Here is a 14592-nt window from a genome sequence, read left to right as displayed (position 1 = left end):
TATCTTTAATTATTGTTTACAGGTACTTCATATATCAAGTACGTGTCTTGTCCATCATCATCTTTTCCTTGCCAAAAACGGAATGTATATGGCTCAATACTCAATGCATTAAAGCTAAAGGTTTTGGTTTCAAATTCTTCTTCTAACGGTTCACAGCCATTTCCAAACGTTACAAAATTAACAACGGCAACAGTTCTCAAATTTCCTGTACTCTGCTCGTATTCAAAGTTGCTAAACGTGTGGCACGTTGACGGACGCTTGTACGTTACGCTAATGGTATGTGTATCTCCATAGTTAAAAGTTGTAGGTATTTCTACACTATCGATTGGGATAAATTCAAATTGAAATTGAATATCTGATACATTATCCTCAACAGAGCATGAATTGAAAACCATCAAACTCATTATCAACGCTAAAAATAATATCTTCTTCATAATCAAATTTATAAACTACTTTTCAAGTAGATGTAGAAAAAGCAAAAAGGTTGCGTCTAAAAATAAAAAAAATCCCTTCACGGGATTTTTTTATCATAATTATTAATGAAATATTATTTTTAAAGGCAGTTTAGCTGTTGGTAATTGCCTCTTTGATTTTCACTTCCAATTCTTCTAATAATTCTGGATTGTCTTCTAATAAAGTTTTCACAGCATCGCGTCCTTGTCCAAGTTTGGAATCGCCATAACTAAACCACGAACCGCTCTTTTTGATGATTTCATAGTTCACACCGATATCCAAAATTTCTCCAACTTTAGAAATTCCTTCACCATACATAATGTCAAACTCAACTGTTTTAAATGGTGGAGCTACTTTATTTTTCACCACTTTTACACGTGTTTTGTTCCCTTTTACATCGCCATCAGTTCCTTTGATTTGAGTAGAACGTCTGATATCTAAACGAACAGAAGCATAGAATTTTAAGGCATTTCCACCAGTGGTTGTTTCTGGATTCCCGAACATCACTCCAATTTTTTCACGTAATTGGTTAATGAAAATCACCGTACAATTGGTTTTGCTAATCGAAGCTGTCAATTTACGTAAGGCTTGCGACATTAAGCGCGCGTGCAATCCCATTTTGGAATCACCCATTTCACCTTCAATTTCACTTTTTGGCGTCAAAGCAGCCACCGAGTCAATAATCACAATATCAATGGCACCTGAGCGAATCAAATTATCCGCAATTTCCAATGCTTGCTCTCCGTGGTCAGGTTGTGAAATGATTAAGTTGTCAATGTCAACCCCTAATTTTTCTGCATAAAAACGGTCAAACGCGTGTTCTGCATCAATAAAAGCAGCAATCCCTCCTTTTTTCTGAGCTTCTGCAATGGCGTGCAATGTCAATGTTGTTTTACCAGATGATTCTGGACCAAATATTTCAATCACTCTTCCTCTAGGATATCCGCCAACGCCCAACGCGATGTCCAATCCTAATGAACCCGATGAAATGGTTTCTACATCTTCTACAACCGAATCACCCAATTTCATCACAGAACCTTTTCCGTAAGTTTTGTCGAGCTTATCGAGGGTTAATTTTAATGCTTTTAATTTTGCTTCTTTTTCTTTATCTGAACTCATTATGTCAATTTTCTATGTTAATTTGAACGTTGCTAAATTACTATTTCTTTTTGCTGAAACCAATTCGTCATTTCTCATTTTGGACAAATCCACTCAAAAATTTCACTCTCAGACGCAACCTTTTTCATAAACGTGTATCTAATTAGTAAAATTAGGAATCAACAAAATGAGAGTATTTCATAAATTTATTTACCAAACACAAGACAACGCTTCGTTCCCAATATTCGGGAATTGCAAGCTAGACGGTGGCTAGCTTCATTGTTAACTATATTCTTTACAAAAGAAAAGTAATATTAACAATGAATTAGCTAGTAAGAGTGCTTCTGTCCACATAGAAGCACTTTTATTTTTCCCGTAGTTGCAGTAAAAAGTTTTTTTCCACACCCAAAACGGACGATTTTCTCCTCTTTTTTAAACGTTCTTGCCATGTAAAATTTATTTTCTGAACAAAATTCTTCACCTCTTCACTAAAGTAATTCATTTATAGTACATTATTGAAAATTAAGTTTGCAAGCGTAGAAACTTCTTTATAAGCGTTGTTTTTTCGCTTAAACCACGATAGTTAGTAAAAAAAATGTAGTTTTGCCGAAAATATTCACTTTAAACTTAAAAATTGATATAGCATGCAACTGTACAATAAATTAAGTGCGAAGGAAAGAGCCGAACTTATCGAAAAAGCTGGTAAGGATCGCATGACGATTTCTTTCTATAAATACGCACACATCGGAAACCCCGAAATTTTACGAAATCACTTATTTATCAACTGGGACCAATTGGACGTTTTAGGTCGAATTTATGTGTCGTACGAAGGAATCAATGCGCAACTTTCTGTGCCGGCAGAAAACTTCAATGCTTTTAAAGAACATTTAGACACGATTTCTTTTTTAGAAAACGTACGCTTAAATGTGGCTATTGAACAAGATAATATGTCCTTCCTAAAGCTCAAAGTGAAAGTAAGAGATAAGATTGTAGCTGACGGATTAAATGACGAGAGTTTTGATGTTACCAACAAAGGTGTACACGTTGCCGCTGAGCAATTTAACACATTGTTAGACGACGAAAATACCATTTTGGTAGATATGCGCAATCACTACGAAAGTGAAATTGGGCATTTTCAAGGTGCCATTACACCTGATGTAGATACGTTTAGAGAATCGTTGCCCATCATCGAAGACGATTTGAAAGACCACAAAGAAGACAAAAACTTGGTGATGTACTGTACGGGTGGAATTCGTTGTGAAAAAGCGAGTGCGTACTTTAAACATAAAGGTTTTAAAAACGTTTTTCAGCTAGAAGGTGGCATTATCAATTATGCACGACAAGTTGAAGAACAGAATTTAGAAAATAAATTCATCGGAAAAAACTTTGTGTTTGACCATCGAAGAGGTGAGCGTATTTCGGAAGACATCATTGCCAATTGTCACCAATGCGGAAAACCATGTGATACGCATGTAAACTGTGCCAACGAAGCCTGTCATTTACTCTTTATTCAATGTGAAGAATGTGCCGAAAAAATGAATGATTGTTGTTCTGATGCGTGTAAAGAAGTACACAGCTTGCCTGCAGATGTACAAAAAGAATTGCGCAAAGGGAAAGAAGTTAGCAACAAAATCTTCAAAAAAGGTCGCTCAGAAGTATTGAAGTATAAAAAGTAGATTTTCGATGCTACAGAAATAATCCTATCTTTACATTTTTAGAAAAGAATACGAACCCTACATCTGCATTCCCGAAACGCAGATTCTATATATAAAAATATGAGTTGTAACAGTTGTTCAACTAGTAAAGATGGTCAACCAAGAGGCTGCAAAAACAATGGAACTTGTGGTACTGATAGCTGTAACAAGCTAACGGTTTTCAATTGGTTATCAAACATGTCGCTGCCAAGCAATCAAAAACCCTTTGATTGTGTGGAAGTGCGCTTTAAAAACAGTAGAAAACATTTTTATAGAAATACAGAAAACCTATCGCTAAGTATCGGCGATATTGTAGCAACAGAAGCTTCGCCTGGTCACGATGTTGGTATTGTAACCCTTACGGGAGAATTGGTGCGTGTGCAAATGCGTAAAAAGAAAATCAATACTGAAAGTGAGGAAATCAAAAAAGTGTACCGAAAAGCATCGCAAAAAGATATTGATGTTTGGTCGCGTGCGCGCGATAGAGAAGAAGGCATCAAAAAGCGTTCTCGCGAATTGGCAATAGCATTAGGATTGCAAATGAAAATCTCCGATGTAGAATTTCAAGGAGATGCCTCTAAAGCGACATTTTACTACACAGCAGAAGATCGTGTGGACTTTCGTCAGTTGATTAAAGACATGGCAAAAGCGTTTAACATTCGCATTGAAATGCGCCAAATAGGTTTTCGACAAGAAGCAGCACGCTTGGGCGGAATTGGCTCTTGCGGACGCGAACTGTGTTGCTCTACTTGGCTAACGGATTTTCGCTCAGTAAATACAGCTGCAGCTAGATATCAGCAACTTTCGCTAAATCCTCAAAAACTAGCAGGACAATGCGGAAAATTAAAATGCTGTTTAAACTTTGAATTAGACGCCTATTTAGAAGCGTTACAACAATTTCCAAAAAGTGACGTAAAACTGTATACCGAAAAAGGGACTGCAGTTTGCCAAAAAACAGATATCTTTAAAGGATACATTTGGTATGCGTATGAAGGCGAATGGATGAACTGGCACAAACTCACAACTGATCAAGCCAATGAAATCATCGAACTCAATAAGAAAAAAGAAAAAGTCATAAGTCTAGAAGAATATGCACTCGATCTTATAGAAGAAGATACTAAAACAAACTTTGAAAACGTTGTAGGACAAGACAGCCTTACGCGTTTTGACAAAAAACCCACTCGAAACCGAAAAAGAAGAGGCGCTCAAAACAAAAAAAGACGTAGAAACAACAATGCCAAAGCGAACGCTCCTGCAAAAAATAACAACAACCCAAAAGCAGGAAACGCTCCCCAAAAAGGCAACAGTGCAAAAAACAATCCTCGTCAAAAAGGCAATAATGCAAAACCCAATGCCGAAAATACTAGAGGACCAAAAAACACTGGAAACAAGAATAACAACAGACGTAAAAAATCGAACAAAAATGCAAAGCCTAACTAAAAGCGCATTTTTTATTGCTATTCTTAGCATTCTATGTAGTTCTTGTGATGGCAATCGTGTATATGACCAATACATTTCTATAGAGAAATCGTGGAACAAAAACACGCCTCTAACTTTCAAATTCCAACAGCCTGATAGTACAAACAATTACAACTTGTTTGTCAATGTGAGAAATACAAATGATTATGAATATAGTAATCTGTTTCTCATCGTACACATGAACTTTCCTAATGGAAATGTGATTTCAGATACCCTAGAGTACGAAATGGCAACTCCCGAAGGAAAATGGCTTGGCACAGGAATGACTACTAAAGAAAATAAACTTTGGTACAAAGAAAATGTGCGTTTTCCGTATGAAGGAATGTATGAAGTCAATATACAACAAGCCATGCGAAAAATAAATGATCCTCAAGGAATCCAAAATTTACAAGGAATCTCTGAGGTTGGCTTTAGAATCGAAAAAAATTAGTGCAAACAACGAATGGAAATGGCAAAAAAGAACGTTACAAAAAAAACGAACAAACCTACCCAAAACCCTTCCTCTTTTAAAAAATACATCAAGTGGTTTTGGATTACTTTTGCAAGTGGAATTGCAGGTATATTCTTATTATTCTTATTAGCTTCTTGGGGATTTTTAGGAGAAATGCCATCTTTTGAAATCTTAGAAAATCCGCAAACTAACTTAGCAACGCAAGTCATCTCTTCCGACGGAAAAGTGCTGGGTAAATACTATCTCAAAGACAACAGAACTCCTGTTGATTACAATAAATTACCGAAAGACTTAGTGAACGCCTTAATTGCAACTGAAGATGCACGGTTCTATGACCATTCAGGAATTGACGTACGCGGAACGATAAGAGCGTTTGCCTTTTTAGGAACTAGAGGAGGCGCGAGTACCATTTCGCAGCAATTGGCACGTCAGTTATTTGTGGGAGTACGCTCTAGAAATATGTTTCAAGCTGGAATTCAAAAAATCAAAGAATGGGTGATTGCCACACGTTTGGAGCGTCAATACACCAAAGAAGAAATCATTGCGATGTATTTCAACATCTATGATTTTGGTAATAATGCAGACGGAATTCGCTCAGCAGCGCGTATCTATTTCGGTAAAGAGCCACAAGATCTTCAAATAGAAGAATCGGCAATGTTGGTCGGAATGTTTAAAAACTCATCTTATTTTGATCCTAGAAGACGTCCTGAAACAGTAAAAACTCGAAGAAATGTCGTATTAGCGCAAATGCACAAATATGAATACATTACTGAAGAGGTTAAAGACTCATTACAAAAACTTCCATTAGCGCTCAACTATACGCCAGAATCGCACAACGAAGGTTTGGGAACGTATTTTAGAGAACACCTCAAAGGATTCTTAAAAAAATGGGTAAATGAAAACCCTAAAAACGAAAATGGTGATAAATACAATATTTATCTCGACGGATTAAAAATTTATACAACGATTGATTCACGCATGCAGCAATACGCTGAAGAAGCCGTGGAAGAACACATGAAAAAGCTGCAAGCAGAATTCTATCATCAAAATACCAAAAAGCGTAACAAAAATGCACCGTTTGCAAAAGATGTGGAGCAAAAATCCATTGATTTAGCCATGGACAGAGCCATTCGTCAATCGGAGCGTTGGCGTGTGATGAAAGAAGAAGGAAAATCGGAAAAAGAAATCTTAGCGTCGTTTGATGTAAAACTTCCAATGACCTTATTCTCGTGGACGCACAAAAACAATCGCGTCGATACCATCATGACACCGCGCGATTCCATCATCTACTCAAAATTCTTTCTACGCGCGAGTTTTATGTCACTCGAACCACAATCTGGTAAAGTAAAAGCGTGGGTTGGAGGCATCAATTATCGAAACTTTAAATACGATATGGTAAAGCAAGGAAAGCGCCAAATAGGTTCTACCTTTAAGCCTTTTGTATATGCTACCGCGATTGACCAATTACACTTGTCACCGTGCGATTCCATGCCAAACGGACCATTTTGTATAGAAGAAGGAAAATATGGTTTGCTAGAACCTTGGTGTCCAAAAAACTCTGATGGAGAATACGAAGGGATGCGCACACTCAAAGGTGCATTGGCAAACTCTGTAAATACCGTTACTGCACGTTTGATGGACAAAGTTGGCCCTGCCAATGTTCGTTCGTTAGCGCAGCGTTTAGGTGTAGAAGCTGAAATAGAAGAAGTTCCATCAATTGCTTTGGGTACACCCGATATTTCTTTGTATGAAATGTTAGGTGCGTACGGAACTTTTGTGAACAAAGGCGTGTATGTAAAACCTGTGATTGTGACTCGGATTGAAGACAAAAACGGAACGATTCTTTATGAATTCGTCCCAGAAACCAAAGACGTGCTGAGCGAAGAAGTCGCATACACCGTTGTCAATTTAATGGAAGGTGTCACCCAAAGTGGTTCGGGAAGAAGACTCCGTACAAAAGGAGCCAACAAATGGAATAAAATGTATGATGAAATCATGACGGGCTATCCGTACGAATTCAAAAATCCAATTGCAGGAAAAACAGGAACTACCCAAAACAACAGTGATGGTTGGTTTATCGGAATGGTACCAAACTTAATTTCTGGTGCGTGGGTTGGCGGAGAAGATCGTCAAATTCGTTTTGCTTCTACAACCTATGGGCAAGGAGCTTCGATGGCATTGCCAATTTGGGGATTATTTATGAAAAAATGTTATGCAGACGATGGTTTATCAGTCTCTCAAGATAAATTCCCAAAACCTGATGAAGAAGACATGACCATCCGAGTGGATTGTGACAAAGCAGATCCTTCCAAAGGAAATACAAACGAAGACGATCCAGATGATAAACTAGACGGAATTGACTTCGATTAAAGCTTAAAGATACCAATTCAACCCTAAAATGCGACATATAAGCTTGTTCATTTGGTAGCTAAGTTCCTTGTGAAAATTTTCCGTAGCTTAGGCTATGCAAACCATTCACAGCGTTCTTAGCTACCAAAGCAACTTCGCTTCTAAAGTCGAATCTTAAAGTTAAATTGGTATTATTCTGAAAAAACAAACACATCTTTTAAAAATTTCGTAATTTTCAATCAAAATTTTGATTGATGATTAACAAAAAGATACACTCTGTACAAGAAGCAGTTGCAGGCGTTACCGACAATATGACGTTAATGCTCGGCGGCTTCGGATTGTGCGGAATTCCAGAAAATGCCATTGCCGAATTGGTACAACTCGGCGTTAAAAATCTCACCTGTATTTCTAACAACGCAGGTGTGGACGATTTTGGACTTGGCTTACTTTTGCAAGGACGACAAATAAAAAAAATGATATCCTCGTATGTGGGTGAAAATGACGAATTTGAACGTCAAATGTTGTCTGGCGAATTGGAAGTTGAACTCACACCACAAGGAACACTTGCCGAAAAATGCAGAGCTGCGCAAGCAGGATTTCCCGCATTTTACACACCAGCAGGCTACGGAACAGAAGTCGCGGAAGGAAAAGAATCCAGAGAATTTAACGGAAAAATGTACATCCTTGAAAAAGCCTACGAAGCTGATTTTGCCTTTGTAAAAGCTTGGAAAGGAGACGAAGCCGGAAACCTAATCTTCAAAGGAACTGCTCGAAATTTCAATCCATGTATGTGTGGCGCGGCAAAAATTACAGTCGCAGAAGTAGAAGAATTAGTGCCAGCAGGCGAGTTAAATCCAAATGAAATTCACATTCCTGGCATTTTTGTACAACGAATTTTTCAAGGAAACCATTACGAAAAACGCATTGAACAACGTACTGTGCGCACACGTTGATTTGAAAATTTGAAAATTCTTTAATTTGAAAATTCTTGCTTTTACAGCCTAATGCGGAACGATACTAAAAATATAATTGTTGAATTAACTTTTGATTTTTCAATTGAAATTATAAAGTTCTCTGAAGAATTAAGAAAACTGCAAAAATATGAAATGTCTTCTCAGATATTTAGAAGCGGAACTTCGATTGGAGCAAATATAAGAGAAGCTCAAAACGCAGAAAGTAAAGCTGATTTTATTCATAAATTCAAAATAGCTGCAAAGGAAGCAGATGAAGTTGAATATTGGCTTTTATTGTGTGAGAAATCAGGGTTTTATCCAAACCCAGAAAAGAAGTTATTTTCTGAATTGGAAGCTATTATAAAGGTGATAAGTAAAATAATTTCATCATCAAAAAGAAGATAAAACGGGTTTGAAATGATTGAAAAATGCGCCTTTTAAAATCAAAAAATTTAGTTTGAAAGACATTTTCAAATTATCAAATCAACACATTAACAAATTAGAAAAATGTTAGACAAAAACGGAATAGCAAAACGAATCGCGAAAGAGGTGAAAGATGGATATTATGTCAATTTAGGAATTGGAATTCCTACGTTGGTTGCCAATTTTGTGAGAGACGATATTGAAGTCGAATTTCAGAGCGAAAACGGCGTGTTAGGCATGGGACCATTTCCCTTTGAAGGCGAAGAAGATGCCGATATTATCAACGCAGGAAAACAAACCATTACGACTTTGCCTGGCGCTAGTTTTTTTGACTCAGCTACCAGCTTTGCCATGATTCGCGGGCAACACGTGCACTTAACCATTTTAGGGGCGATGGAAGTTGCCGAAAATGGAGATATTGCCAATTGGAAAATTCCAGAGAAAATGGTCAAAGGAATGGGCGGTGCTATGGATTTGGTTGCTTCCGCAGAAAACATCATTGTTGCCATGATGCATACCAACAAACGCGGCGAATCTAAATTGCTTAAAAAATGTTCCTTGCCACTTACGGGCGTGGGATGTGTCAAAAAAGTAGTCACAAATTTGGCAGTGTTGGAAATCACTCCAAAAGGATTCAAGCTTTTAGAAAGAGCACCAGGTGTTACTATTGACGAAATTAAAAATGCTACAGAAGGAACATTACTCATTGAAGGAGACATTCCAGAAATGCAATTGGACTGATTTTAAAAAAAAATATCAATACTCTTAAAAAAGTGTCATACTCTCATGAATATGGCGCTTTTTTTATGTGATTTATTAAAATTTATATAAATAATTTTATTTGTTTATTTTACAGATAACTATCAGATAATCAAACTTCTAACAAAGATAATTCCTACAGCTCGTCGAAAGTTTTCGTGCGTTTTATCGAAAAAATAAGTACTTCGTCGGATTATTGGCAAAAAATTAACATATTTGTTACGCTTCTGACAATACTGTTAAAAGCAAAAATTGCTAATCAACCTAAATACTTTTTTTATGAAAAAACAAATTACGCTACTCTTATTGAGTTTTCTTTTTGTGGGCATGTTGTCGGCGCAAGACCGAAACTGTTCTACAATGGATAACTTGGAATACAGAAAACAGCAAAATCCTCAGTTAGATGCACGCATGCAGGAAATTGAGAACCAAACTAGACAATATATTCTACAAAACGGTACACCGAAAAGTATTTCTGGAAATGTTATTACCATTCCAGTGGTAGTACACGTTGTGTATAGAACAAGTCAAGAAAACATCAGTGATGCACAAATTCAATCACAATTGGATGTCTTAAACGAAGACTTTAGAAGAACAAATGCCGATGCAGACAACCGATGGTCGCAAGCAGTAGATACTGAAATTCAGTTCTGTTTAGCTTCTATTGATCCAAATGGAAACGCGACAACGGGAATCACTAGAAAATCAACCACACGTACGTCTTGGGGAACTAATGACGCGATTAAAAGTGCTTCACAAGGTGGAGTAGACGCATGGGATACTTCACAATACCTAAACATGTGGGTAGGAAACATTGGAAGTGGAATTTTAGGGTATGCACAATTTCCAGGAGGAAATGCTTCTACTGATGGAGTTGTGATGAGTCCACAGTATTTTGGAAGCAGTGCTAAAGGTTCTGGCTTTTACTTATCTGCGCCTTTCGATTTAGGAAGAACCACAACACACGAAGTAGGTCACTACTTAAACTTACGTCATATTTGGGGAGATGGAAACTGTAATGTAGACGATTTCGTAGCAGATACACCAACTTCTGATGCACCAAACTACGGATGTAACCCAACGCACGTATCGTGCTCAAGCACAGATATGGTACAAAACTATATGGACTACTCAGATGATGGATGTATGAACTTATTCACAGCGGGACAAAAAGCGCGTATGCGTGCAGTGTTAGATGCTGGAGGAATTCGTAGAAGTTTAGCATTGTCTGACAAATGTAGTGGAACGCCACCACCGCCACCAACATGTGATGACGGAATTCAAAATGGTGATGAAACAGGAGTTGACTGTGGAGGTACTTCATGTGCGCCATGTCAATCTAGTTGTTCAGAAAATGAAGTAACATTGACAATTACTTTTGACAACTACCCAGAAGAAACTTCTTGGTCGTTAGTAACTGATGGAGGAACCACAGTAGCTTCAAACGGATATTCTGCAGCAAACCCTGATGGTTCAACAGTTACAGAAACCTTATGTTTACCAAACGATTGCTATACATTTGTTATCAATGATGCGTATGGTGATGGAATTTGCTGTTCGTATGGAAACGGTTCGTACACACTTACAGGACCAGACGGAGTAATCAAATCTGGAGGAAGCTTTGGAAACTCTGAAACTACTGATTTCTGCTTAGGAAGCACACCACCACCAGGACCAACGTGTGATGATGGAATTCAAAATGGTGATGAAACAGGAGTTGACTGTGGAGGAACTTTTTGTGCGCCATGTCAAACAGGAACTACGGTATTACACGAAGGATACTTTGAAACTGGCTTAGACGGCTGGCAAGATGGAGGAAGCGATTGTTTCCGTTACAACGGTTCATTCTCGTTTGAAGGTATATACTCAATTCGTTTACGTGACAATTCAGGAACTGCTTCTGCGATGACTTCTGAAGCCTTTGACTTACGCGGATTTGATCAAGTAGAATTTAACTTCTTCTTCTATCCAAACTCTATGGAAACAGGTGAAGATTTCTTTATCAGATACTTTGACGGTTCTTCTTGGAGTACGATTGCTAGTTATGCAAGTGGAAGTAGCTTTACGAATGGAAACTTCTACACAGCAACGGTAACTTTAAGCAGTTCGCAAGTAAACTTTGCATCGAATGCTCGATTCAGAGTACAGTGTGATGCAAGTAACAATTCGGATCAAGTTTATATTGATCAAGTAACCATTACGGGAATTGCAGGAACGACAAGAACCAAAGCTGACGGAGTACAATTATTACGTACAGGACCGCCAAGTGCTACAAACGGTGATACACTAATCACTCCGACACTTACACGTGGTGACATTACAGTGAATTTAGCGAGCTTCAATCTGAAATCGTCTTATAGAATCTTGAATTTACTAGGTCAAACAGTAAAAGAAGGAAACTTGAAAGATGGAAGATTAAATGTAAGCGAACTGAAAGCAGGCGTATATATGTTAGAAGTGCAAGATGAAGAAGAAACCATTATTCAGAAATTTGTAAAGCAATAAGCGTTTACTTCTAAATAGATTTATAGATGGAAAACTCCCAAGTTATCAATGCTTGGGAGTTTTTTTATGTTAATGTGATTTCTATAGCACAAATTATATGTGAAATTTTCAAAATCAATTAAATAACAAAAGCGGACTTACAAAATTTTGCAAGTCTCGCTTTGCTTCACTAAAAACAGCGTACCTTAAAGATTCCCCAATCCAACGTGATACTTAACTACCAACAGCTGTTTTTAGCTTCATAATCAAACTAACCAACTAAATTATGTTGAGATATGTTTTACAAATTCGGAAACCGTAGTTCCTGTATTTTTTTGAAATGCTTTGGTGAACGATTCTCTATTGCTGAATCCTGTTTCTTTTGCCATGGCTTTTACCGTATACTTTCTAAAGTTTACATTCTTTTTTAACTCTTCAATACTGTATTGTATGCGCAAATCGTTGATGTAATTTCGAAACGATTTGAGTTTATGTGTATTGATCACTTTTGACAAATATTTGGTATTGGTTTGCAATTTTTTGGCAAAGGTGTGTAATGTAATTTTGGGATTTAAAAACCCAAGTTCTTTCTCAAAAGCGTTTAAATTTTCAAGAATGGTGTTGACAATAGCAGGATCAATAGCGAATTCATTAGATGTATTTGTATCAGTATCATTTGTACGAGTTGGCTTTGAATTTTCCAACAACCTCATAATTTTATGAAGCCGCTGATTGCCTCGTTTATTAAAAAAGCACAACAGTCCAAAAAGAAGTACTAAAAAGAGGATAATACCAATCAGCAAGTAATATTTAAGCTCAAAAGCTTCTTGTTTTGCTATCAAGGTTTTGATGAGTTTTTCCTGTTGTTGCATCAGCGTTATACTGTCAATTTGATTACTGCTTTTAGACGCTGACAATTCTTGAATATTTTTAAAATTTACAACACGTTCACTTCCATACGCCACACTCAGACTAAGGAGCAATACACAAATAATTACTAAATGATTTGCAATACATTTCATGATAATTCGGTTTTTATTTATAGTTTATATTTTTAATAAAAGCATGCGTTGGGCTGGCTATGCTATGTATGAGCATGGCTTTTTTAGGTTTTTTTAAGGTGTTGGTTATTTAATTATTAATGAACTATCTATTCCCTTTTTTCGATAGATTATCTTTTTATAAACATTCCTATTAATATGGCTAGTATAGAAAGTTGTATATAGAAATATAAATCATTGGGATAATATGTATCTACCAGTCCCAATACAATTACAATGCTTATTAATAAGAATACACTATATTTAGTTTTCATTTTTCTTATTCCTTGGCTTAACTAAAAGTTGTAAAGCAGTAGCTACAATGATTGACATTATTAATTTTTCAAAAGTTTTTCTATCAGAAAAATCAAAATAATTTCCATCACTTACAAATTCCAGTGCTGAATAATGAACTAAAGTAATAATTACTACTAGAAATATTTTAGTTTTTATTTTCATGTTTTATATCATTAGCTATTTCACCATGCCCAAAACCCATTTGCAACTGCAGAGATTACGGCTCCTACAGCTCCGCTAAAAATACATCCTCCAACAGCTCCAACAGCAGTACCTAATACTGGAACAGTAACGGAACCTGCAGTAGCTCCAACATACGCACCTTGTGCACATCCTGCAATGAATCCGCTTACCAAGCCTTGTGCTATGGCTCTACCACAGCAGTCATCTTTTGCTATGTTTGTTGAAATACTCTTTTCAGAATTTTTACTTTCAAGTTTATATTGCGCTACAGCCTTAAAAGTAAATAATACAAAACGGATATTGTCTTTTGTTAAATTATCAGAATTATATGAACCAACTTGAGATTCATAGTAATCAATTCTTTCAATAACTTGATTATCCTCTAATGTTAAAAACTCTTGAAACATAGGATAAAAGAAATTTTTATACTCGCTAGGACACTCAGCACACTGCATATAGTCATCTAAATCTTTCTGAGTGAAAGGTTCAATCTCCGTATTATTTGATTCAGGATCAATACCCCATTCGTTGAAGACTCTTTCTTGCTCTTTTTTATCACTCAAAAAATCCAAAATAAGCTGCCTATTTTGAATAGTATTAATACTTTTTGGAGTAATTGTTTCCATTTCTGTTGTTGTCTCTAATTCATTATTCTCACTTGTACAGCTTAAAATTAGACAAGTAATGAAAAGAATTGTAATAATTTTGAATGTTTTCATAAAGATAATAATTAAAAATTTTCCTACTCGTACGTTTTTCGGTTTCCACGACTGTTTTTAGGGATACACAGTTGTATTTGCAATAAAGTTTAACGATAATCATCACCCCATTACTGTAAGGGGTAGTACCTATGAAAAGAGCTTTATAAGTGTTGATGAACTATTTTGATGCGTTATTTTACTATTTATAATGATTAGAATACGATTTAT

13 protein-coding genes are annotated in these 14592 nt (G+C 36.5%); 8 read left to right on the top strand and 5 right to left on the bottom strand.

What is annotated here, in order from left to right:
• Positions 1 to 5: 5 nt before the first annotated feature.
• Both C8N46_RS12845 and recA read right to left on the bottom strand, forming a co-directional pair.
• Positions 6 to 434: a hypothetical protein gene (locus C8N46_RS12845; RefSeq protein ID WP_146169817.1), complete on the bottom strand. Its 429-nt coding sequence runs from the start codon at positions 432 to 434 to the stop codon at positions 6 to 8.
• A gap of 130 nt (positions 435 to 564) precedes the next feature.
• Positions 565 to 1572, bottom strand: a complete 1008-nt coding sequence (gene recA, locus C8N46_RS12840) for a recombinase RecA (RefSeq protein WP_108115316.1) — start codon at positions 1570 to 1572, stop codon at positions 565 to 567.
• A 623-nt stretch (positions 1573 to 2195) separates the two neighbouring features.
• On the opposite strand from recA, the gene trhO reads away from it, so the two are divergent.
• The 8 genes from trhO to C8N46_RS12800 all read left to right on the top strand — a co-directional run bounded on the left by trhO (position 2196) and on the right by C8N46_RS12800 (position 12164).
• Positions 2196 to 3227 (top strand): oxygen-dependent tRNA uridine(34) hydroxylase TrhO, encoded by a 1032-nt coding sequence (gene trhO / locus C8N46_RS12835; RefSeq protein ID WP_108115315.1) that lies wholly within the window; start codon positions 2196 to 2198, stop codon positions 3225 to 3227.
• A 99-nt stretch (positions 3228 to 3326) separates the two neighbouring features.
• The gene (locus tag C8N46_RS12830) at positions 3327 to 4685 is read left to right on the top strand and encodes a PSP1 domain-containing protein (protein WP_108115314.1); all 1359 of its coding nucleotides are present in this window, start codon (positions 3327 to 3329) and stop codon (positions 4683 to 4685) included.
• Entirely contained in the window at positions 4669 to 5154 is a 486-nt protein-coding gene (locus tag C8N46_RS12825) for a gliding motility lipoprotein GldH (protein ID WP_245896850.1), read from the top strand. The genes C8N46_RS12830 and C8N46_RS12825 overlap by 17 nt, the downstream gene beginning before the upstream one ends.
• Positions 5155 to 5172: 18 nt before the next feature.
• Positions 5173 to 7545 (top strand): penicillin-binding protein 1A, encoded by a 2373-nt coding sequence (locus C8N46_RS12820; RefSeq protein ID WP_108115604.1) that lies wholly within the window; start codon positions 5173 to 5175, stop codon positions 7543 to 7545.
• Positions 7546 to 7778: 233 nt separating this feature from the next.
• Positions 7779 to 8477: a CoA transferase subunit A gene (locus C8N46_RS12815; RefSeq protein ID WP_108115312.1), complete on the top strand. Its 699-nt coding sequence runs from the start codon at positions 7779 to 7781 to the stop codon at positions 8475 to 8477.
• A gap of 51 nt (positions 8478 to 8528) precedes the next feature.
• Positions 8529 to 8882, top strand: coding sequence for a four helix bundle protein (locus tag C8N46_RS12810; protein ID WP_108115311.1), 354 nt, complete (start codon positions 8529 to 8531; stop codon positions 8880 to 8882).
• A 102-nt stretch (positions 8883 to 8984) separates the two neighbouring features.
• Positions 8985 to 9641 (top strand): 3-oxoacid CoA-transferase subunit B, encoded by a 657-nt coding sequence (locus tag C8N46_RS12805; protein ID WP_108115310.1) that lies wholly within the window; start codon positions 8985 to 8987, stop codon positions 9639 to 9641.
• A gap of 297 nt (positions 9642 to 9938) precedes the next feature.
• Positions 9939 to 12164 (top strand): M43 family zinc metalloprotease, encoded by a 2226-nt coding sequence (locus tag C8N46_RS12800; RefSeq protein ID WP_108115309.1) that lies wholly within the window; start codon positions 9939 to 9941, stop codon positions 12162 to 12164.
• A 263-nt stretch (positions 12165 to 12427) separates the two neighbouring features.
• Here the strand turns inward: C8N46_RS12800 and C8N46_RS12795 are convergent, their stop codons facing one another.
• From C8N46_RS12795 to C8N46_RS12785, 3 genes are all read right to left on the bottom strand, one after another.
• On the bottom strand, positions 12428 to 13165 hold the full coding sequence (locus C8N46_RS12795) for a helix-turn-helix domain-containing protein (RefSeq protein ID WP_108115308.1): 738 nt from the start codon (positions 13163 to 13165) through the stop codon (positions 12428 to 12430).
• Between the two features lie 282 nt (positions 13166 to 13447).
• Positions 13448 to 13642: a hypothetical protein gene (locus C8N46_RS12790; RefSeq protein ID WP_108115307.1), complete on the bottom strand. Its 195-nt coding sequence runs from the start codon at positions 13640 to 13642 to the stop codon at positions 13448 to 13450.
• A 20-nt stretch (positions 13643 to 13662) separates the two neighbouring features.
• On the bottom strand, positions 13663 to 14382 hold the full coding sequence (locus tag C8N46_RS12785) for a glycine zipper family protein (RefSeq protein WP_108115306.1): 720 nt from the start codon (positions 14380 to 14382) through the stop codon (positions 13663 to 13665).
• Positions 14383 to 14592 lie beyond the last annotated feature (210 nt).

Source organism: Kordia periserrulae (assembly GCF_003054265.1).
Taxonomy (GTDB): domain Bacteria; phylum Bacteroidota; class Bacteroidia; order Flavobacteriales; family Flavobacteriaceae; genus Kordia; species Kordia periserrulae.
Note: the sequence above shows the minus strand (reverse complement) of the source record. Positions and strands in the feature narration are given on the sequence as shown.

Bases quoted from the DNA above. Each gene is read 5' to 3' on its own strand.
- C8N46_RS12825 (WP_245896850.1), top strand. From the start codon at position 4,669: ATGCAAAGCCTAACTAAAAGCGCATTTTTTATTGCTATTCTTAGCATT.
- trhO (WP_108115315.1), top strand. From the start codon at position 2,196: ATGCAACTGTACAATAAATTAAGTGCGAAGGAAAGAGCCGAACTTATC.
- C8N46_RS12785 (WP_108115306.1), bottom strand. From the start codon at position 14,382: ATGAAAACATTCAAAATTATTACAATTCTTTTCATTACTTGTCTAATT.
- C8N46_RS12815 (WP_108115312.1), top strand. From the start codon at position 7,779: ATGATTAACAAAAAGATACACTCTGTACAAGAAGCAGTTGCAGGCGTT.
- C8N46_RS12820 (WP_108115604.1), top strand. From the start codon at position 5,173: ATGGCAAAAAAGAACGTTACAAAAAAAACGAACAAACCTACCCAAAAC.
- C8N46_RS12810 (WP_108115311.1), top strand. From the start codon at position 8,529: ATGCGGAACGATACTAAAAATATAATTGTTGAATTAACTTTTGATTTT.
- C8N46_RS12800 (WP_108115309.1), top strand. From the start codon at position 9,939: ATGAAAAAACAAATTACGCTACTCTTATTGAGTTTTCTTTTTGTGGGC.
- C8N46_RS12845 (WP_146169817.1), bottom strand. From the start codon at position 434: ATGAAGAAGATATTATTTTTAGCGTTGATAATGAGTTTGATGGTTTTC.
- recA (WP_108115316.1), bottom strand. From the start codon at position 1,572: ATGAGTTCAGATAAAGAAAAAGAAGCAAAATTAAAAGCATTAAAATTA.
- C8N46_RS12790 (WP_108115307.1), bottom strand. From the start codon at position 13,642: ATGAAAATAAAAACTAAAATATTTCTAGTAGTAATTATTACTTTAGTT.
- C8N46_RS12830 (WP_108115314.1), top strand. From the start codon at position 3,327: ATGAGTTGTAACAGTTGTTCAACTAGTAAAGATGGTCAACCAAGAGGC.
- C8N46_RS12795 (WP_108115308.1), bottom strand. From the start codon at position 13,165: ATGAAATGTATTGCAAATCATTTAGTAATTATTTGTGTATTGCTCCTT.
- C8N46_RS12805 (WP_108115310.1), top strand. From the start codon at position 8,985: ATGTTAGACAAAAACGGAATAGCAAAACGAATCGCGAAAGAGGTGAAA.